The 18,074-nt window shown below is 68.6% G+C and carries 17 protein-coding genes and 1 tRNA gene; 9 read left to right on the forward strand and 9 right to left on the reverse strand.

Annotation, left to right across the window (positions count from 1 at the left end; all coding sequences use genetic code 11):
• Positions 1-59: 59 nt before the first annotated feature.
• Positions 60-2,132 (forward strand): AsmA family protein, encoded by a 2,073-nt coding sequence (locus H0523_RS15065; protein ID WP_054433537.1) that lies wholly within the window; start codon positions 60-62, stop codon positions 2,130-2,132.
• A gap of 6 nt (positions 2,133-2,138) precedes the next feature.
• Here H0523_RS15065 and H0523_RS15070 read toward each other — a convergent pair whose 3' ends face one another.
• Positions 2,139-3,734 carry a sensor domain-containing diguanylate cyclase gene (locus tag H0523_RS15070; RefSeq protein ID WP_054433538.1) on the reverse strand — a complete coding sequence of 532 codons (1,596 nt, stop codon included), beginning with the start codon at positions 3,732-3,734 and terminating at the stop codon, positions 2,139-2,141.
• Between the two features lie 11 nt (positions 3,735-3,745).
• The gene (locus H0523_RS15075; RefSeq protein ID WP_054433539.1) at positions 3,746-4,387 is read right to left on the reverse strand and encodes a TetR/AcrR family transcriptional regulator; all 642 of its coding nucleotides are present in this window, start codon (positions 4,385-4,387) and stop codon (positions 3,746-3,748) included.
• Between the two features lie 115 nt (positions 4,388-4,502).
• On the opposite strand from H0523_RS15075, the gene H0523_RS15080 reads away from it, so the two are divergent.
• The 5 genes from H0523_RS15080 to H0523_RS15100 all read left to right on the forward strand — a co-directional run bounded on the left by H0523_RS15080 (position 4,503) and on the right by H0523_RS15100 (position 10,026).
• Positions 4,503-5,249, forward strand: coding sequence for an SDR family NAD(P)-dependent oxidoreductase (locus H0523_RS15080; RefSeq protein WP_054433540.1), 747 nt, complete (start codon positions 4,503-4,505; stop codon positions 5,247-5,249).
• Between the two features lie 265 nt (positions 5,250-5,514).
• A tRNA-Lys gene (locus tag H0523_RS15085) sits at positions 5,515-5,590 on the forward strand.
• 363 nt (positions 5,591-5,953) lie between these two features.
• Positions 5,954-6,451: a sigma-70 family RNA polymerase sigma factor gene (locus tag H0523_RS15090; RefSeq protein WP_104021621.1), complete on the forward strand. Its 498-nt coding sequence runs from the start codon at positions 5,954-5,956 to the stop codon at positions 6,449-6,451.
• Positions 6,452-6,458: 7 nt separating this feature from the next.
• Positions 6,459-7,454 (forward strand): DUF4880 domain-containing protein, encoded by a 996-nt coding sequence (locus tag H0523_RS15095; protein WP_054433542.1) that lies wholly within the window; start codon positions 6,459-6,461, stop codon positions 7,452-7,454.
• An 85-nt stretch (positions 7,455-7,539) separates the two neighbouring features.
• Positions 7,540-10,026 carry a TonB-dependent siderophore receptor gene (locus H0523_RS15100; RefSeq protein ID WP_231689936.1) on the forward strand — a complete coding sequence of 829 codons (2,487 nt, stop codon included), beginning with the start codon at positions 7,540-7,542 and terminating at the stop codon, positions 10,024-10,026.
• A 44-nt stretch (positions 10,027-10,070) separates the two neighbouring features.
• Here the strand turns inward: H0523_RS15100 and H0523_RS15105 are convergent, their stop codons facing one another.
• Positions 10,071-10,694 (reverse strand): FMN-dependent NADH-azoreductase, encoded by a 624-nt coding sequence (locus tag H0523_RS15105; RefSeq protein ID WP_054433544.1) that lies wholly within the window; start codon positions 10,692-10,694, stop codon positions 10,071-10,073.
• Between the two features lie 301 nt (positions 10,695-10,995).
• Between H0523_RS15105 and H0523_RS15110 the strand changes: the two genes are divergently transcribed.
• From H0523_RS15110 to H0523_RS15120, 3 genes are all read left to right on the forward strand, one after another.
• On the forward strand, positions 10,996-11,655 hold the full coding sequence (locus tag H0523_RS15110; protein WP_054433545.1) for an HAD family hydrolase: 660 nt from the start codon (positions 10,996-10,998) through the stop codon (positions 11,653-11,655).
• Between the two features lie 166 nt (positions 11,656-11,821).
• Positions 11,822-12,469: a YiaD family glycine zipper/OmpA-like lipoprotein gene (locus H0523_RS15115; RefSeq protein ID WP_054433546.1), complete on the forward strand. Its 648-nt coding sequence runs from the start codon at positions 11,822-11,824 to the stop codon at positions 12,467-12,469.
• Positions 12,470-12,589: 120 nt separating this feature from the next.
• On the forward strand, positions 12,590-12,916 hold the full coding sequence (locus H0523_RS15120) for a 4a-hydroxytetrahydrobiopterin dehydratase (RefSeq protein ID WP_054433547.1): 327 nt from the start codon (positions 12,590-12,592) through the stop codon (positions 12,914-12,916).
• A gap of 5 nt (positions 12,917-12,921) precedes the next feature.
• On the opposite strand, the gene H0523_RS15125 is transcribed toward H0523_RS15120, so the two are convergent.
• The 6 genes from H0523_RS15125 to H0523_RS15150 form a co-directional block, all read right to left on the reverse strand.
• Complete coding sequence (locus H0523_RS15125; RefSeq protein ID WP_054433548.1) at positions 12,922-13,377, reverse strand: MarR family winged helix-turn-helix transcriptional regulator; 456 nt, start codon at positions 13,375-13,377, stop codon at positions 12,922-12,924.
• Positions 13,374-13,595: a hypothetical protein gene (locus H0523_RS15130; protein WP_054433549.1), complete on the reverse strand. Its 222-nt coding sequence runs from the start codon at positions 13,593-13,595 to the stop codon at positions 13,374-13,376. Before H0523_RS15130 ends, H0523_RS15125 begins: the two co-directional genes overlap by 4 nt.
• A complete protein-coding gene (locus tag H0523_RS15135) occupies positions 13,592-15,226 on the reverse strand; it encodes an FAD-dependent monooxygenase (RefSeq protein WP_054433550.1) in 1,635 nt (544 codons plus the stop codon). The genes H0523_RS15130 and H0523_RS15135 overlap by 4 nt, the downstream gene beginning before the upstream one ends.
• Positions 15,227-15,350: 124 nt before the next feature.
• The gene (locus H0523_RS15140) at positions 15,351-16,049 is read right to left on the reverse strand and encodes a DUF6776 family protein (protein ID WP_054433551.1); all 699 of its coding nucleotides are present in this window, start codon (positions 16,047-16,049) and stop codon (positions 15,351-15,353) included.
• Positions 16,050-16,206: 157 nt separating this feature from the next.
• Complete coding sequence (gene murU / locus H0523_RS15145; protein WP_054433552.1) at positions 16,207-16,893, reverse strand: N-acetylmuramate alpha-1-phosphate uridylyltransferase MurU; 687 nt, start codon at positions 16,891-16,893, stop codon at positions 16,207-16,209.
• Positions 16,893-17,933, reverse strand: a complete 1,041-nt coding sequence (locus H0523_RS15150) for an aminoglycoside phosphotransferase family protein (RefSeq protein WP_054433553.1) — start codon at positions 17,931-17,933, stop codon at positions 16,893-16,895. The genes murU and H0523_RS15150 overlap by 1 nt, the downstream gene beginning before the upstream one ends.
• Positions 17,934-18,074 lie beyond the last annotated feature (141 nt).

An 18,074-nucleotide genomic window follows, 5' to 3' on the forward strand; every position in this document is an offset into this window, starting at 1 on the left:
TTGAGGGTAAATAGGGCCGGGGCATCGGCGCTCCGGCGGCAACGGCAAGGATGATAACGATGACGCGCAAAACAAAAATAGCGGTCGGGATTGTGGGCACCCTCGTCGTCCTGGTGGCGGTGCTGGTCGTGCTGGTTGCCACCTTCGACTGGAATCGCGCCCGGCCGATGATCAACGAACGCGTCACCGCGGCCATCGGACGGCCCTTCGCGATCAACGGCGACCTGACCGTGGAGTGGTCGCGCGAATCGGACGAGGGCGGGTGGCGCGGCTGGGTGCCATGGCCGCACATCGTGGCCAATGACATCAGCGTCGCCAACACCGAATGGGCCCGCGTGCCGGAATTCGCCACCCTCAAGCGCGGTGAGTTCAGCCTGTCGCCCCTGCCGCTGCTGGCCCATCGGGTCGTGATCCGGCGCATCCAGCTGACCGAGCCCGCCGCCGACCTCGAACGCCTGGCCGACGGCCGCGCCAACTGGGTCTTCACCCTGCCCGAGACCGGCGAGCCGTCGCCGTGGGTGCTGGACATCAATGAAATCGGCTTCGACAAGGGCAGTGTCGGCCTGTCCGATGCGATCCTGCAGGCCGACCTGACCGTGCTGGTCGATCCGCTGGGCAAGCCGGTGCCGTTCGCCGACGTGGCCGGCGCCGCCTTCGTGCCGGAAGACGCCGCCGCGGCGGCGCCGCGCGACTATGTCTTCGGCTGGAAGGTCGACGGCAAATTCAAGAACCTGCCCACCAAGGGCGAGGGCAAGGTCGGCGGCATGCTGGCGTTGCAGGACCCGAAACAGCCCTTTCCGGTGCAGGCCGACGTGTCGATCGGCGGCACCAAGGCGGCCATCACCGGCACCCTGACCGACCCCGCCAACCTGGGCGCGCTGGACCTGCGCCTGAAGCTGTCGGGCGGCTCGATGGCGCAGCTGTATCCGCTGACCGGCGTGACGCTGCCCGACACGCCGCCGTATTCGACCGACGGCCACCTGGTGGCCAGGCTGCGCAACGCCGGCGGCGCGGTGTTCGAGTACCGCGACTTCAACGGCCGCGTCGGCAACAGCGACCTGCATGGCGATGTGACGTTCTCGCTGGCCGCGCCGCGCCCGAAGCTGACCGGCAAGCTGTCGTCCAAGCAGTTGCGCATGGCCGACCTGGGGCCGCTGATCGGCGTGCAGTCCGGCAGGCCCGCCCCGGCCCAGGACAAGCCCAAGGACGCGCCGGCCAAGCCGCCCGACGGCAAGGTGCTGCCGACGCAGGCGTTCCGCACCGACCGTTGGCGCGACATGGACGCCGACGTGGCGCTGGAGGCCGGTCGCATCGTGCACGACGCCAAGCTGCCGCTGTCGGACCTGACGGTGCACGTGATCCTGCAAGACGGCCAGTTGACGCTCGATCCGCTGCGCTTCGGCATGGCCGGCGGCAGCATGGCCGCCATCGTGCGGCTGGACGGCTCCAAGGCGCCCCTGACGGGCCGCGTCGAGATGCACGCGCGGCGGCTGCGGCTCAAGCAGCTGTTCCCGGCGACGGCGTCGATGCAGAGCGCGCTGGGTGAATTGAATGGCGACCTGGCGCTGTCGGGCACGGGCAATTCCGTGGCCGCGCTGCTCGGCTCGGCCAATGGCGACGTGAAGATGCTGGTCAACGACGGCGTCATCAGCCGCAGCCTGATGGAGATCGCCGGCCTGAACGTCGGCAACTACGTCGTCTCGAAGCTGTTCGGCGACGACGAGGTCAAGATCAATTGCGGCGCGGCCGACCTGGAGATGAAGAGCGGCGTGATGACGCCGCGCGTCTTCGTGTTCGATACCGAGAACGCGTTGATCAACATCACCGGCACCACGGACTTCAAGAACGAGAAGCTCGACCTGGACATCACGCCCGACAGCAAGGGCTTCCGCATCTTCTCGCTGCGCTCGCCGCTGTACGTGCGCGGCACCTTCGGCAAGCCGGACGTGGGCGTGCACGTGGGGCCGCTGGCCGCGCGCGGCGCGGGCATGGTGGCGCTGGGCGTGATCCTGACGCCGGCGGCGGGTCTGCTGGCGCTGATCGCGCCCAGCACCACCGACGACAATTCTTGCGGCGCGCTGCTCAAGCAGATGCGCACCCCGCCCAAGGCGCCGGCGCCCAAGGGCAAGTAGGCGGCGTCAGCGCGGCAGCGCCAGGCGGGCGCCGTCGCGCGCCTGGTTGTCGGCGACGCAGACCGCGTTGCGGCCGTGGTTCTTGGCGTAGTAGAGGGCGCGGTCGGCGCGTTGGATCACTTCGTCCAGCGTGGCGCCGTGTTGCGGATAGCAGGCCACGCCGGCCGACAGCGTGATCGGCGCGGGCAGGCCGGTCTCGGTGCCGAGCGCTTCCAGCTTCTGACGCAGGCGCTCGGCCGTGGCCACCGCGGCGGCCAGCGGCGACCCCGGCATCAGCATCACGAATTCCTCGCCGCCGCTGCGCGCGACCGTGTCGCCGCTGCGCGAGCCTTCGGTCAGCAGCGCCGCCAGCACCTGCAGCGCGCGGTCGCCGGCGGCGTGGCCGTAAAGATCATTGACGTTCTTGAAGTGGTCGATGTCCAGCGCCACGATGGCCAGCGGCGTATCGGCCGCCTGCAGCAGCGCCATGGCCTCGTTCAGGCCGCGCCGGTTCAGCAGCGACGTCAGGGTGTCGGTGGTGGATGCGCGGCGCAGGTCGCGGATTTTGTGCTGGATCGACGTCAGCCCCATCAGCAGCGCGCGCTTGAGTTGCGAGGCCTCGAAATACCACGAACGCACTTTGCGGATGCGTTCGGCCGAATCGGGATCCTGCATGTGCTTGGCGATGCTGGCCAGTTCCCCGAGCGGGCGGGCGATCCAGCGCGACAGCAGCCAGATCAGCAGGATCGAAATCAGCAGCAGCGGCAGGGTGTTGCGCGCGGTCGCCATCAGCAGGTCGTTCAGGGGCAGCAGGGTGCTGGCCACCGGCCGCTGCGCGATGATGGTCCAGCCGGTGCTCGGCACCGGCGCGTAGCCGGCCAGGATCTCGGCGCCCGTTGCGTCGGTGAAGCGCGCCTCGCCGGTCTCGCCGCGCAGCGCCGCGGCCAACGCCGTCTTGTTCGCGGACATGCTGCCCAGGCGGCTGCGGTCGGGGTGATAGATCAGCGTGCCGTCGCGCGCCAGCACGTACAGCAGCGAGTCGTCGCGGTTGAAGTGCTGGCCCAGCAGGCGGTCCAGCACGTTGTCCTCGTGCAGGTAGAGCGTGCCGGCGATATAGCCGAGATAGCGGTAGTCGCGCGAAAAGATCGGATGCGTGTACAGGATCAGCCAGCGGCCGGTGCTGGCGCGGAAGGGTTCGCTGATGAACGGCCGGCGCGTGGTCAAGGCGGTCCGGGCGGCGTCGCTGGTCATCTGCTGGCCCATCAGCTGCGGGTAGGAGGTCGACACCGCTAGCACCTTGCCCTGCGCCGACACCACGAAGCTGGAATTGAAGTGGCCCAGCTGTTCTTCCTGGCGCCGTGTTTCCGACGTCATGAGTTCCGGATGGGTCTCCATGTCGGCCAGCATGTCGGCGCTGTAGGCCAGATGGCGTCGCAGGTCGCCGAGGAAGTATTCCGTGGTGGCCGCGAGCTTGGCGGCATAGACGCGGTTGCTCTCGAGCGCGTTGTGCAGCAGCAGGTCGCGTTGCACCAGGTAGCTGGCATGCAGACCCGCGGCCAGCACCAGGAAGATCGACAGCAGGCTGATCCAGAGGATGAGGCGCCGGAGGTCGATGCGGAGCATGGGAGGGCCCGTCAGGCGTGGGCGCGGCCTGGGGGCAGGCCGGAAGGGGGCATGCCGGCGAGCGCGTCCCAGGCGCACATCGCCTGGCGCGCGACCGCTTGCAAGGTCTTGCGGCTGGCGCCGTCGCGCGCCTGGATCGACATTCCGTGCAGGATGGTGGTGTAGAACGCCGCCAACCCTTTCAGGTCGGTGCCGGCGGGCAATTCGCCGGCGGCGGCGCCGGCGGTCAGGCGGGCCAGGATGCGGCCTTGCATTTCGCGGCGGTTGTCGCCCAGGAACACGCCCACGCCGGCATCGGTGTCGGCGCCGGACGGCGCGCCCAGCACGATCAGGCAGCCCGGCGGCGCGCCGGGCGTGGTGAAGCGTTCGGCCGCCGCCAGCAGCATGCCGCAGATGCCCGCGCGGGCGGTGGCGGCGTCGGTCAGGGCGCGGCGCGAGGCGGCGCCATCGGTGTCGCGGTAAAGCTGTACCGCTTCCCGAAATAGTCCTTCTTTTGAGCCGAATGCGCCGTAGAGGCTGGGCGAGTTGATGCCCATCGCGGCCGTCAGATCGGTTAGCGATGCTCCTTCATATCCCTTCGACCAGAAGACTTCCATGGCCTTGCGCAAGGCCTGGGCTCGGTCGAAGTTCCGGGGGCGCCCACGTTCTGCCATGAATCCGATTTTACCCGCGAGAGCTATTTTGTGTTGATTGATAAAAAAATCATTGACGCCTGGCCGCCGTCGGTTGATGATATTTGTACTGAACACTACAAATTAAGGTAGACCCATGCAGAACCTGAACGGAAAAGTGGCTTTCGTGACCGGCGGCAGCCGCGGCATCGGCGCGGCGATCGTGCGCCGCCTGGCGGCCGAAGGCGCGGACGTGGCCTTCACGTACGTCAGCGCCGCGTCGCGCGACACGGCGCAGGCATTGGCACGCGAACTCGAAGCGGACGGCCGGCGCGCGCGCGCCATCCAGGCCGACTCGGCCGATCCGGCGCAAGTGCGGCGGGCGGTGGAGCAGGCCATCGGCGAACTGGGGCCGGTGGACGTGCTGGTGAACAACGCCGGCATCTTCCTGGCCGGCCCGCTGGACGAGGTCACGCTGGAGGACTACGACCGCACGATGAACATCAATGTGCGCGCGCCTTTCGTCGCGATCCAGGCGGCGCAGGCCGCGATGCCGGATGGCGGCCGCATCATCAACATCGGCAGCTGCCTGGCCGAGCGCTCGGGCCGCGCCGGCGTGACGCTGTACTCGGCCAGCAAGTCGGCGTTGCTGGGCATGACCCGCGGCGTGGCGCGCGACCTGGGCGCGCGCGGCATCACCGCCAACGTGGTGCATCCGGGCCCGATCGACACCGACATGAACCCGGCTGCCGGCGAGCACGCGGGCGACCTGGTGGCGGTGCTGTCGTTGCCGCACTACGGCGAAGTGCGCGACATTGCCGGCATGGTGGCGTTCCTGGCCGGTCCCGACGGACGCTACGTGACGGGCGCGAGCCTGGCGGTGGATGGCGGGTACGCGGCTTGATCCGCGGCGCGATCCCCAGCCCCGTCTAAGCGGCCTGATGCCGCGGCGCGCCGCGCGTGACAGGCGGCCCGTTTCGGCGGAAGGCCGGGCGTGATCGGCGGCTCGGCTGCGAGAGGCCTGCGACTTTTTTTGCGGCCGATCGGCAATCGACTTGCACAAATAAAAAAAGGTCCCTATAATCTCGCTTCTTCGCTGGTCAAACACAACAACGCAGCGGCAACAACGCGAAAGCGGCGTTACCCAAGCAGTTGTGAATGAACATGCAGGGCTGTTAGCTCAGTTGGTAGAGCAGCGGACTCTTAATCCGTAGGTCGAGTGTTCGAGCCACTCACAGCCCACCAGAATTTCAAAGGCCGTCGACGTTCAACGTCGACGGCCTTTTTCATGTTCCGCGCGATCCCGTGTCGTCCCGTCGCTCGTCGCTCGTCGCTCGTCGGGCGCCAAAGCCAGGCCTTCAACGCCAATCCCCCACGCGATACACCACAACAGCCGGACACCAACGACGGCCGGACACCAACCAGCACGGCACGCTCATCGATCGTTGCATGCGAACGCAGGCCATCAATGCGGCGTACATGCCACAACACACATCAGATTTCGTCTTCCGGCTTGGAGGATTCGAAACAATGCGAATAAGATTGATTATTGATTGTGAATAGTGCCGTCTTCCTCGCATGTCCCCGCCTCCAAGCACAGAGGGGGCTCTGTGCCCTGATTCCCAGCAGACCGTCTCCGACCTGTACCGCGCCCATCACTCGTGGTTGACCGGTTGGCTGCGCGTGCGCGTGGACGACCGGCATGACGCCGCCGACCTGGCGCAGGACACCTTCATCCGCGTACTGCAATCGAACGTGGCCGCCACGCTGCGCGAGCCGCGTTCCTATCTGGCGACCATCGCGCGCGGCCTGCTGATCGATCTGTGGCGCCGCCGCGCGCTCGAGCAGGCCTACCTGCAGGTGCTCGAAAGCCTGCCCGAGACGCATCACCCGTCGCTGGAGGAGCAGGCGCTGGTCATGGAGCGGCTGGTCCGCCTGGACCGCATGCTCGACGGCCTGGGCCGCAAGGTCAAGGCGGCCTTCCTGATGGCGATGATCGAGGGCGCCTCCTATCCCGTGATCGCCGCGAGCCTGGGCGTGTCCGTGCGCACCGTGGGCGACTACATGGCGCGCGCCATGGCGCGCTGCTGCGACATGCTGGATTGACCGCGCCATGATCCGGACTGCGAAAGCGCGTGAGCGCGAAGCGGCGCGGCAGGCCGCGCAATGGTTTGCCCGCCTGATGGCGCCGCAGCATGACGAACAGATGCGCGCCGCCTGGCAGCAATGGCTGGAGGCCTGTCCGGAGAATCGCCAGGCCTGGACCAAGGTCGAGGCGGTGCAGCGCTGCTTTTCGGATGTGGCGTGCAAGCAGGTCGCGATGGCGACCCTGCAGGGCACCGACAGCGGGCGCAGGCAGATTTTGCGCCTGGCCGTGGCGGGCGCCGCCTGCCTGCCCCTGGGCATGCTGGCAATGCAGGCGCCGCAGGCCTGGCGTCGTTGGAATGCCGAATTCAGCACCGCGGTCGGGCAGATCTCGCGGTTGCCCTTGCGGGACGGCACGGTGGCCGTGCTGGATACGGACAGCGCCGCCGACGTGGTCTACGACGAGGGCGCAAGCCGGATCCTGCTGCGCAACGGCCGCGTGTATGTCAATGCGGCGGGCGAGCGCGGCGACGCCTCGTTGGCGGTGGTGGTGCAGACCGAATTCGGCGACGTGCATGCCGCGGGCGCTGAATTTGTCGTGTGTGTCGGTGACGGCCATGGCCAGGTGCGGGTCAACGCGCAGGCCGTGCGCGTCGTGCCGCGCGACGGCCGGGCGGGCGCGCGCCAGGTGGACGCGCACCAGTGGGCGGACTTCTCCGCCACCGAGGTCGCGCCGCCGCGTCATGTGCGCAGCGAGTGGTTCGCGGTGTGGCGCACGGGATCGCTGGTGGCGGTCAAGATGCCGCTGGGCCAGTTCGTCGCGCGCCTGCGCGCCTATCGGCCGGGCTGGCTGCTGCTGGATGACAGCCTGGCGGAACTGCCGGTGTCGGGCACATTTCCGCTGGCGAACGCCGATCTTGCCCTGGATGCGCTGGAGAACAGCTACCCGGTCGAGATCCGGCGCATGACGCGCTACGTCACGTGGATCGTTCCCCGCGCCAGGGGGCCGATCCGTTCGGTCTGATACATCTTGTTTCCAATCGAGGTTCCGGTTGGCGAGTCCTGGATCGGCCTACCAGGAAGCCATTCACTCAGCCGGATTTTCCTCGATGCCCCTCTTCACTTCGCCTGTCCAAGCCGCTTCCCCGTCCCGCGCCGTGTTGACGCCCAGGCGGCTGGTCCTGATCCTTGCCGCCGCCTGGTCGTTGCAGACGTCCGTGGCGCACGCGCAGGCCGCGCCGGCCGCCGCCGGCGCTTCGCAGCAGCATTACAGCCTGTCCGCCGGCCCGCTGGTCGACGTCGTCAACCGGTTCGCGAGCCAGGCGGGCATTGCGCTGACGTTCGATGCCGACGCGCTGCGCAATGAGTCATCGTCCGGCGTGCAGGGCAGCTATGGCGTGGAGGACGGACTGCGGCAGGTGCTGGCCGGCACGCGCTGGCAGGCCCGCCGCATGGCCAATGGCGCCTACATCCTGGAGGCGCGCCCGCTGGCCAGCGGCGACGCGACCGTGCTGGCGCCGGTCAGGATCACCGCCCAGGGCTTCAATCCGGCCTCGACCGAAGGCTCGGGCGCCTATGGCGGCTCGGCCACCACGATCTTCAAGGGCGCCCAGTCGGTGCGCGACACGCCGCAGCCGGTGACCATCGTGTCGCGCCAGTTGCTCGACGACCGCAAGCTGCCGGATCTGCACGACGTGCTGCAGAACGTGCCCGGCGTCACCGTCGACTACACCGACAGCGAGCGGGTGAGCTACTACTCGCGCGGCTTCGCCATCGATTCGCTGCAGGTCGACGGCATGAACATGTACCAGGCCGGTTCGAACTTCATCCAGCCCGACACGGCGGTGCTCGACCGGGTCGAGATCCTGCGCGGGTCGGCCGGCATCCTGCGCGGCTCGGGCAATCCGTCGGCGACGGTGAACCTGGTGCGCAAGCGTCCGACGCGCGAGTTCCAGGCCAGCGCCGACGTGACGGTGGGCTCGTGGGACCGCCGCCGCGCCGAGGCCGACATCTCGGGGGCCTTCAACGACAGCGGCACGCTGCGCGGCCGGGTGGTCGCGGTCGCCGACAACAAGGACTTCTTCCAGGATGCCCGCTACGAGCACCGCAAGGTGTTCTACGGCGTGCTGCAGGCAGACCTGACCGACCGCACCACGCTGACCGGGTCGTTCCAGCACACCGAGCTCAAGGCCACCGGCGCCTGGGGCGGGCTGCCGCGCGGTTTCGACGGCTCGGACCTGAAGCTGGGCCGCAGCACCTACCTGGGCGCGGACTGGAACCACTGGAACCGCTACAACGACCAGGCCATGCTCGAACTGGAGCACCGCTTCGACGGCGGCTGGGAAGTGAAGGCGACCGCGATGAACACGCGCTTTCGCTATTTCGACGGCGGCTTCAAGCAGTCGTACATCACCCGCGCCAGCACGACCAATCCCTATCTGTACAACGTCACCACCTCGATCTATCCGAGCAGCGCCAGCGACCAGAACGGCGTTTCGCTGACCGCCAATGGTCCGGTCGAACTGTTCGGGCGCACGCACCACCTGACCCTGGGGGCCGAGAGCAGCTACGTGCGGCAGACCAACTCCAGCGGTTATTTCAATGTGGGGCCGAAGAACAACATCGACATCCGCGACTGGGATCCGTCGAGCACGTATCCGGAGCCGCAGGGCACGACCGGCGGTTCGTTCTACGAAGCCAGCAACAATCGCACCAAGCAGCAGGCGCTGTACGCATTGGGCCGCATCTCGCTGGCCGATCCGCTGACGTTGCTGGTGGGCGCGCGCGCCACGTGGTGGGACTATGAAGTGCTGCAGGGCACGACCCAGTACAGCATCGACCGCGAGATCACGCCGTATGCCGGCCTGGTCTACGACCTCAACGAGAATTTCAGCGTGTACGGCAGCTACAGCGAGATCTTTACGCCGCAGCAAGCCTATGACAGCGGCGGCAATCTGCTGGAGCCGATCCGCGGCGAGGACTACGAGGCCGGCATCAAGGGCGCCTTCTACGATGGCCGCCTGAATGCCGCGCTGTCGGTGTTCCGCATCAACAATGTGGGCCGGGCCATGGACGACGCGGGCAGCGCCAATCCTTGCCTGCCCAATTACCCCACGGGCTATTGCAAGGTCGCCGGCGGCAAGACCCGCAGCGAGGGGTGGGAACTGGAAGTGAGCGGCGAGGTCACGCCCGACTGGCAGATCATGGCCGGGTATACCAACACCCGCACCAAGTACCTGAGCGATTCGACCGCCAGCAACGTCGGCCAGCCGATCCGCACGCTCGACCCGCGCCACCTGCTGCGCGTGTTCACCACCTATCGCCTGCCGGGCCAATTGCGCGGGTTGACGCTTGGCGCCGGGGTGCAGGCCCAGAGCGACACCTACGCCAGCGCGCGCGGCATCACGGCGCGCCAGGCCGGGTTCGCGATCTACAACGCGATGGCGAGTTACGACTTCAACAAGAACCTGCGCCTGCAGCTGAACGTCAACAACATCTTCGACAAGGTCTACTACAAGAAGGTCGACGCCACCGGCATCAGCAACTACTACGGCGACCCGCGCAACGTGATGCTGACGCTGAGCGCGCGCATGTGATGCGGGCGGCCGGCGGCCGGCGGCCGCTGGCTGCCGGCGCGGCGCTAGAACTCGCGCGCGATTGCGGCCGCCCGGACCTTGGCCTGCGCGATGGTGTCCGCGCCCAGGGCGTCCCAGGTGTGCTCGACCATCAGGCGCCGGACGTCCTTGACGCCGATGAACTTCAGCCAGAAGTCGAGGTAGTCGGCCTGGTGCGCGAAGCCGGGGCTGGCCGGGTAGGCGGCGGGATCGTGGCTCTGGCCGCGCACGTGGATCACCAGGGCGCGCGGGATGCTGAGCAGCGGGCTGTAGGCCTGGCCGTCGAAGCCGAACAGCATGCCGCGCTGGCTGACCAGGTCGATGAGCTGCTTGAGCTTGTAGGGATAGTCGAAATTCCACATCGGCACGCCGAGCACGATCCGGTCCGCCTGCTGGAAACGGCCGGCGAGCTCGGTGATGCGGGCCCAGATCGTGGTCTCGGCGTCGTCCAGCGGGGTTTTCGAGACGCCCTTGTACTTGGCGCCGATCGCCCGGCTGTCGAAATCGGGCAAGTCTTCTTCCCACACATTCAAGGTGTCGACCTCGAGACCGGGGTGGGCCTGGCCGCAGGCGGCCAGGAACGACTGGGCGATGGCGATCGACGCCGAGCGGGCGCCGCGAGGCGAAGACACGATGTTCAAGAGACGCATGCTGCGAGGTCCGGAGGTGGGCGGCGCGGGGCAGTCCGCTGCCGACGCGCCCGATGGTTGAATAATTGCAATTGCAATCGTTTGACGGACGATTGTATCGTTGCCCGATGGAATTGCAAATGCAATTGCCGGGACTCCGATGGGACCGTCGTCGCGCGGCGGGCGTGTCCCGACGTCCGGGCCGCATGGCTGGCGGGCGCGGCCGGATTAAGCCTGGACTGAATGGTGATTGCATCCAGGCTAAATCACGGCGAGCGATGCCGTCTCTATAGTGACGGCATCGAATCCAAGGAGTGCCGCCATGCCCGTAGTTGCCCCGTCCGCCGCCTATCCCCGCGCGGTGCTGTTCGACCTGTTGACCGCGCTGCTGGATTCCTGGACGGTATGGAATGCCGCGGCCGGCTCGGAGGCGCGTGGCCGCGCCTGGCGCGCCGAGTATCTGCGCCTGACCTACGGCTGCGGCGCGTACCAGCCCTATGAGCAACTGGTCGAGGCCGCCGCCTCGGCCGTGGGGCTGCCGGCCAGCGCGCCGGCGGCGCTGGAGGCGGGATGGGAGCGGCTGCCGGCCTGGGACGGCGCGCGCGAGTTGTTGCAGGCGCTGCGGCCGCATTGCCGGCTGGGGGTGGTCACCAACTGTTCGCGGCGCCTGGGCCATCGCGCGGCCGCCCTGCTGGGGGTGGACTGGGACGTGGTGGTGACCTCGGAAGAGGCGGGCTACTACAAGCCGGATCCCCGGCCCTACCAACTGGCGCTGGCGCGGCTGGAGATCCCGCCCGCGCAGGCGGCGTTCGTGGCGGGCTCGGGCTACGACCTGTTCGGCACCAGCAAGGTTGGGCTGCGCACCTATTGGCACAACCGTGTGGGCCTGGCCCTGCCTGAAGGCGCGCCGGCGCCGGAGGCGCAGTCGCCGCGATTGGATGACGCGCTGCCGTGGCTGGCCGGGTTCGGGAGCGGGCACTGAGGGCGTATCGGGATTGAACGGAGCCCTGGCCGGGCCGGCAACGGGGCGTCCGGCCTGGCGCGGTACAAAATGTTGCGTACCTTTGGGTCACGCAGGGGGCGGGACTGGCCTTAACATGATTCAGCCGGCATCGTGCCGGCGCACCGACAGGATCGTGGAGGTTGTCATGCAATCAAGAACAATGCTCAAGCGTATCGCTGTAGTCGCGGCAACGGGTGTGCTGGTGGCGGGGTGCGCCACGCAGCAGCAGACCAACACCGCGGTGGGAACCGGGGCGGGCGCGGCCGTGGGGGCCGGCATCGGCGCCCTGATCGGCCATGGCACCGGCGCGGCGGTCGGCGCCGGCATCGGCGCCGTGGCCGGCGGCCTGATTGGCTACAACTGGAAGGTGGTGAAGGAAGACGTGCAGCAGTCGGGGGCGACCTCGCTGGGCATCGACGTGGTCGAGATGCCGGATGGCAGCCTGAAGGTCAACATTCCGAGCAACGTGTCGTTCGATACCGACAAGACCGCCCTCAAGCCGGCGCTGCTGCCGGTGCTGGACAGCGTGGCGCGCTCGCTCAACCAGCATCCCGAGCTGCGCGCCAAGGTGGTGGGCCACACGGACAGCACGGGCTCGCTGGCGCACAACCAGACTTTGTCGGTGAACCGGGCGCGCAGCGTCACGGACTATCTGTCGCGGCAGGGCGTGGCGGCGACGCGGCTGACGATCGAAGGGCGCGGGCCCAACGACCCGATCGGCGACAACGCCACCGCCGACGGCCGGGCGCTGAACCGCCGGGTCGAGATCTACCTGTACGCGGTCAAGCAGTAGTAGCATGCGGGCGCCGCGCCCGCCGTGCGCCGGCGGCATGCCGCCGGCCGCGATGGCGCGCCGGGCCGTTGCCGGCGCGAACGGCGCGGCGCTCTTTCCTGGCCTTTCCTGGAGTTCGCCATGAGCATGTTTCCCCCTGCCCGTATCGGCACCGACATCGCGGTCGCGGCCCTGTCCGGTTGGCAGGCCGTCGCGATGCGCGACGCGATCGAAAAGCGCTTCCGCTTCGCCAATTTCAACGCCGCCTTCGGGTTCATGGCGCGGGTGGCGATGTTCGCCGAGAAGCTGAACCATCATCCCGAATGGACCAACGTCTACAACCGGGTCGACGTGATGCTGACCACGCACGATGCCGGCGGCGTGACCGAGCTGGACGTGCGCATGGCGCAGTTCATGGACGAGGCCGCCGCGCAGATGGGCGCCACCACGCCGAAAGCGGCGGCGTAGACGGATCAGTCCTCGCGCGCGCCGGATGGGTCGCGCTGGTGCGCGATCAGGCGGTCGAGCATGTCGCCCAGCTGGCGCTGCTCGTCGGCGCTGAGGCAGCCGAAGATTTCCTGGTTGCGGCGCGCGATCAGGTCGATGATGCGCCGGTAGTGGGTATCGCCGGCCGTTGTCAGCGACAGCACTACGCCGCGGCCGTCGGCCGCCGAATCCTTTTTCTCGATCAGGCCGCGTTCGACCAGGGCCTGCGCCGAACGGCTCGCCTGCCCCTTGTTCAGGTTGGCGGCCAGCGCCAGGTCGTTGACCGATAGCGGCGCGTAGCGGCCGATCGCGGCCAGGCAACGCGCTTCGCCCAGCGGGATGCCGCAGTCTTCCAGGTAGGCACGATTCGTGTCGCGGTCGGTGATCTTGTTGATCACGTGCAGGCGGTAGGTCAGGAATCGTTCGAGGGCGGGCGTGGTCACGTCGGGTGGTCGGCGGTGGCGGCGGGATAGTGTGCCACAGGGGCGGCGCAGGCCGCCTCGGCCTGCGCCAGCAGGGCCGTGGCGGCCTGGGCATCGGGCAGGCGCGCCAGCGCCGACAGTCCCAGGATCGACAGGAACAGCGGCGCCTGCGCGGGGCCGACGCGGGTCAGGGTCTGCGCCATCAGGGTGTAGACCTGGTCCAGTTCATCGTTGCTCATGCTTGCGGCTCCTGCGGCGCGGGTTCGATCATCGGGTAGTAAGGCGCCAACGCGGCGCGCAGGACGCGCTCGTCCGCCGTGGCCCAGCGGCCGAGCACGTAGCCGTCCGGCCGCAGCAGCCAGACCGTGCCGGGCTGGGCGCCGAAGCGCTCGCGCAGGTGGCGGTGCGGGTCGCGCCAGGCGCCGGGCGCCGGTCCGTCCACGGCGATGGCCTGCAACGGCCGCGGGCTTTGCCGGGTGGCGGCCGCGAGCGCCTGCAGGTTCCGGGCCGCGGCGGCATCGGGGGCGCAGGCCAGCAGCACGAAGCCCTGGCCGAAGCAGGCGCTGAGGTAGCGCGGCGCCGCGTCGGCATCGGCCAGCAGCAGGTCGGGCGCGGGCTGTCCGGGGGCGGCGGCAGGATGTTGGTCCTGTGCGCCGTCGGCCAGGTTCAGCGGCGAGCCGTCATACGAGATGGGCGCGGACTGGCGCGGGTTGATCAGCGGGCGCGCGCGCTCGTCGGTCAGCGCCAGCCGCAGCGCGGCTTCGCGCATCAGGCGGAAGCCGAAATCCGGCGGCGCCATGAATTCGGTGCTCTTGGCGCCGTAGGCCAGGTTCTGGCGGGTGGCGTGGACGCGCTCGCCGCTGTAGCTGTCGAGCAAGTGTTCGGACGCCTGGCCGCGCAGCACCCAGGCCAGTTTCCAGGCGAGGTTGCCGGCGTCGTCCAGTCCGGAGTTCAGGCCCCGCACGCCGAAGATCGGCACCAGGTGGGCGGCGTCGCCCGCGAACAGCACGCGGCCGTGGCGGTAGCGCTCCAGCGTCAGGCATTTGGCGTTGTAGAGGGAGATCCAGAGCGGCTTCCACGGCGCCGTCTCGCCAATCATGTCGAGGTGGCTCTGCACCCGCGGCAGCACGTTCTCGGGCTTGACCGCCTCGGCGGCATCCTCGTCGTCGCGGATCTGGTAGTCGACGCGCCAGACGTTGCCGGGCTGGCGGTGCATCAGCAGGGTGGAGCCGGGATTGGAGGGCGGATCGAACCAGGCCAGCCGTTCGACGGGGCGGTCGGACGCCTGTTCGATATCGACGATCACGTAGCGGCCTTCGTACTGCATGCCTTCCAGCTTCAGGCCCAGCGCGTCGCGCACGCTGCTGCGGCCGCCATCGCAGGCCACCAGCCAGTCGGCGCGCACGGCGTGGCGCTGGCCGTCGATCTCGGCCTCGACGTCCACGCCGTCGGGGCCCGGCCGCACCGCGATGGCGCGGGCGGACCATTGCAGTGTTGCGTGGCCGGGCTGACGCAGCATGGCCTGGTGCGCGTATTCCTCGACGAAGTACTGCTGGATGTTGACCATGGGCGCGAAGCGCTGCGTCGGGTCGTGCGGCATTTCGAAGTGCAGCACTTCGCGGTCGCGGTAGTAGCTGCGGCCGCCGCTCCAGGGCAGGCCGGTGGCGGTCAGCGCCGCGTCGGCGCCGGCCCAGCCCAGGATTTCCTGCGAGCGGCGCGAGATGCAGATGGCGCGGCTGCCGCTGCAATAGCCGTCGTCGGCCTCGAGCGTGAGCGAGGCAATGCCGTAATGCGCCAGCAGCGTGGCCAGGGTGAGCCCGACCGGACCGCCGCCGACGATCAGGACGGGCACGCGGGCGGGTGGCGTCATGGTGTCTCCGGGATATTGGTTGTTTACGCAACTATATCGCCGAGTTAGTTGTGTGCGCAACTATTTCGTCGGATCAAAAAAAACCCGCCGGGGCGGGCGGGTTCTTCTGACGGGGCGGTGAAGCTCAGTTGCGCACGTAGTAGATGCGCATGGCCTGCTGCTTCTGGCCGCCGTCCATGACGCGCAGCACCACGACCTTGGGGCTGAAGCCGTCGGGCAGCTTCAGCTGGCCCAGCGCGTAGTCGTAGCGGTCGACGTTGAGGGTCGGGCCTTCCGGGGTGATGGTGGCGGCGCGGCCGTTGGGGTAGCTGCCGTCGATGGAGAAGGTGAGCGTGCCCTTGAACGGCGCGCCATTGCGCTCTTCGCGCATCACCAGCACCTGGTAGTCGAGCAGGCCGGGCTGGCGCTTGAAGGTGGCCGAGCGGATGCCCAGGTTGCCGCCGCGGGGATCGGGCGGCATGGCGTCCTGGAACAGGACCAGTTCCTTGTTCAGGGTTTCCAGCTTGGCGCGAGTGTCGGCCAGGTCGGTGGTGAGTTTTTCGTGGCCGGACTTGTTGGCGTCGCGCTGCTGCGTGGCTTCTTCGAGCTGGCTTTGCAGGCGCTGGTTCTCGAGCTTGGAGGCGCTCAGTTCGCTGTGCAACTGCTCGGATTGTTCCACGGTCAGCCGTTGCGGGCCGTAGTTGGTCTGCAGGAAGAGCACGCCGCCCGCGCCCAGGGCGATGCCCACCAGCAGCAGGACCAGCCAGCGCGGCATGCGGCGCGTGCGTTGGCCGGGTTGGTATACGGAGGGCTTGAATACGGCCCGTTGCGATCTTCCAAACATCCCCATTCCTAGAAAACGTCCTGTGTGTTGCCTGGCCGGGCGCCGCGCGCACTGGCCAAAGCGTCAGAGAATACCCGGTTAACCCGGGGCGATGGGCGCGCGGACAAGCCTCGTTGCGCACCTTGATATTGTGAAATATGTGGGCATTGGCCGGGCCTCACCGCGTGCCGGCACGGAGTTCGGCGTCGAGGTCGGCCAGCCGCTGGGGGGTGCCGATGTCGGCCCATCGGCCGGCGTGGCGGGCGCCGCGGACGCGGTCCTGTTCCATGGCTTGCCGGAGCAGGGGCGCGAGCCGCGCGGCGGTGCCGTGGGCAATGTCCGCGAACAGCATGGGATGGTAGACGCCGATGCCGGAAAAGGTCAAACGGGCCTCGCCGCCGTCCTCGACCCGGCCGTCGGCCGTGAGGGTGAAATCGCCATCCGGGTGCTGCGGCGGGTTGTCGGCCATCAGCAGCCAGGCGCCGGCGGGCGGCAGCGCGGCCGCCAGGGCCGGCGCGGCGGCGGGATCCCAGTCGCACCAGATGTCGCCGTTGATCACCAGGAACGGGTCAGGCCCCAGCAGCGGCAGCGCCTGGGCGATGCCGCCGGCGGTTTCCAGGGCGGTGGCCTCGGGCGAGTAGCGGATCCGCAGGCCGAAGGCCGCGCCGTCGCCCAGCGCGCGCTCGATCTCGTGGCCGAGCCAGGCGTGGTTGATGACCACGTCCTGGAAGCCGGCCGCGGCCAGCCGATCCAGGTGCCAGGCGATCAGGGGCTTGCCGCCCACCGGCAGCAGCGGCTTGGGCAGGCGGTCGGTCAGCGGGCGCATGCGTTCGCCGCGGCCCGCGGCAAGGATCATGGCCCGCATCAGAAGGTGTATCCGACGCTGACCTGCCGGTCGTCGAGCTGGTCCAGCAGGCGCAGCAGGGGCGTGAAGACGCCATAGCGCTGCGCCACCTGGCGCACGTAGCCGTTCACGCGGGGCATGTGGGCCAGGTAGTGGGCCTTGCCGTCGCGGTGGTTCAGACGGGCGAAGACGCCCAGGATCCGCAGGTTGCGCTGCAGGCCCATCCATTCATAGGCGCGATGGAATTCGGCGAAGTCGGCGTCGACCGGCAGGCCGGCGGCGCGCGCCATTTCCCAGTAGCGGATGGCCCAGTCGAGCTGTTGCGGCTCTTCCCAGGTGGTGCGGGCGTCCGTCACCAGCGACGCCAGGTCATAGGTGATGGGGCCGGCCAGGGCGTCCTGGAAGTCGATGACGCCGGGATTGGGGCCGTATTGCGGCTGGTCGCAGACCATCAGGTTGGGCGAGTGGTAATCGCGGTGCACCAGCACGGTGGGCTGGTTGCCGTTGCTGGCCGAGAGCAGCGCGAAGATTTTTTCCAGGGCCTGCGCGGTCTTGTCGTCGAGCGTGGCGCCATGGTGCTTCTGCACGTACCACTCGGGGAACAGCTTGAGTTCGTCGGCCAGCCGCCCGGTGTCGTACCGGGCCAGGCCGGTGGTCCGGGCCTGCTGCAGGCGCACCAGCGCCGCCAGGGCGTCGCGGTACATCGATTGCAGGCGGGCGTCGTCCACGCCGTCCTGGATGCGCTGGTAATAGGTCTGCTCGCCCAGGTCGGACAGCAGCAGCAGGCCCTGGTCGAGGTCCTGCGCGATCACGTCGGGCACGTTCAGGCCGGCGTCGCGCAGCAACTGGTCCACGTGCAGGAACGGGCGGCAGTCCTCATGCTGGGGCGGCGCGTCCATCACGATCAGGGTGCGGCCGGCGGCGTCCAGGCGGAAATAGCGGCGGAAACTGGCGTCGGCGGAAGCGGGGCGCAGGCTGTCCACCGCCAGTCCCAGGGCGGCGGGCAGGCCTTGCAGCCAGGCGCGGATCTGCTCCAGGCGGGGGTCATGATCGTTTTTCAAGGAAGATCCGTGTCAGAAGGGCAATATTGCGGAAAATTGGGTTGCGCGCACATAAGGCTGGGCGTCTGGCGCGGCTTCTCTATAATACCGGCTCGTTTCCGTTAGCATGGGCCCTTGCCGGGCGCCCTTGCCTGGTTCCCC

This window comes from Achromobacter insuavis (assembly GCF_902859645.1).
GTDB lineage: Bacteria > Pseudomonadota > Gammaproteobacteria > Burkholderiales > Burkholderiaceae_B > Achromobacter > Achromobacter insuavis.

Excerpts from the sequence above, each read along its gene's own strand:
- H0523_RS15070 (WP_054433538.1), bottom strand. The coding sequence starts at position 3,734 with ATGCTCCGCATCGACCTCCGGCGCCTCATCCTCTGGATCAGCCTGCTG.
- H0523_RS15080 (WP_054433540.1), top strand. The coding sequence starts at position 4,503 with ATGCAGAACCTGAACGGAAAAGTGGCTTTCGTGACCGGCGGCAGCCGC.
- H0523_RS15110 (WP_054433545.1), top strand. The coding sequence starts at position 10,996 with ATGCCCGTAGTTGCCCCGTCCGCCGCCTATCCCCGCGCGGTGCTGTTC.
- H0523_RS15120 (WP_054433547.1), top strand. The coding sequence starts at position 12,590 with ATGAGCATGTTTCCCCCTGCCCGTATCGGCACCGACATCGCGGTCGCG.
- H0523_RS15140 (WP_054433551.1), bottom strand. The coding sequence starts at position 16,049 with ATGTTTGGAAGATCGCAACGGGCCGTATTCAAGCCCTCCGTATACCAA.
- H0523_RS15075 (WP_054433539.1), bottom strand. The coding sequence starts at position 4,387 with ATGGCAGAACGTGGGCGCCCCCGGAACTTCGACCGAGCCCAGGCCTTG.
- H0523_RS15100 (WP_231689936.1), top strand. The coding sequence starts at position 7,540 with ATGCCCCTCTTCACTTCGCCTGTCCAAGCCGCTTCCCCGTCCCGCGCC.
- H0523_RS15115 (WP_054433546.1), top strand. The coding sequence starts at position 11,822 with ATGCAATCAAGAACAATGCTCAAGCGTATCGCTGTAGTCGCGGCAACG.
- H0523_RS15065 (WP_054433537.1), top strand. The coding sequence starts at position 60 with ATGACGCGCAAAACAAAAATAGCGGTCGGGATTGTGGGCACCCTCGTC.
- murU (WP_054433552.1), bottom strand. The coding sequence starts at position 16,893 with ATGCGGGCCATGATCCTTGCCGCGGGCCGCGGCGAACGCATGCGCCCG.
- H0523_RS15135 (WP_054433550.1), bottom strand. The coding sequence starts at position 15,226 with ATGACGCCACCCGCCCGCGTGCCCGTCCTGATCGTCGGCGGCGGTCCG.
- H0523_RS15095 (WP_054433542.1), top strand. The coding sequence starts at position 6,459 with ATGATCCGGACTGCGAAAGCGCGTGAGCGCGAAGCGGCGCGGCAGGCC.
- H0523_RS15105 (WP_054433544.1), bottom strand. The coding sequence starts at position 10,694 with ATGCGTCTCTTGAACATCGTGTCTTCGCCTCGCGGCGCCCGCTCGGCG.
- H0523_RS15130 (WP_054433549.1), bottom strand. The coding sequence starts at position 13,595 with ATGAGCAACGATGAACTGGACCAGGTCTACACCCTGATGGCGCAGACC.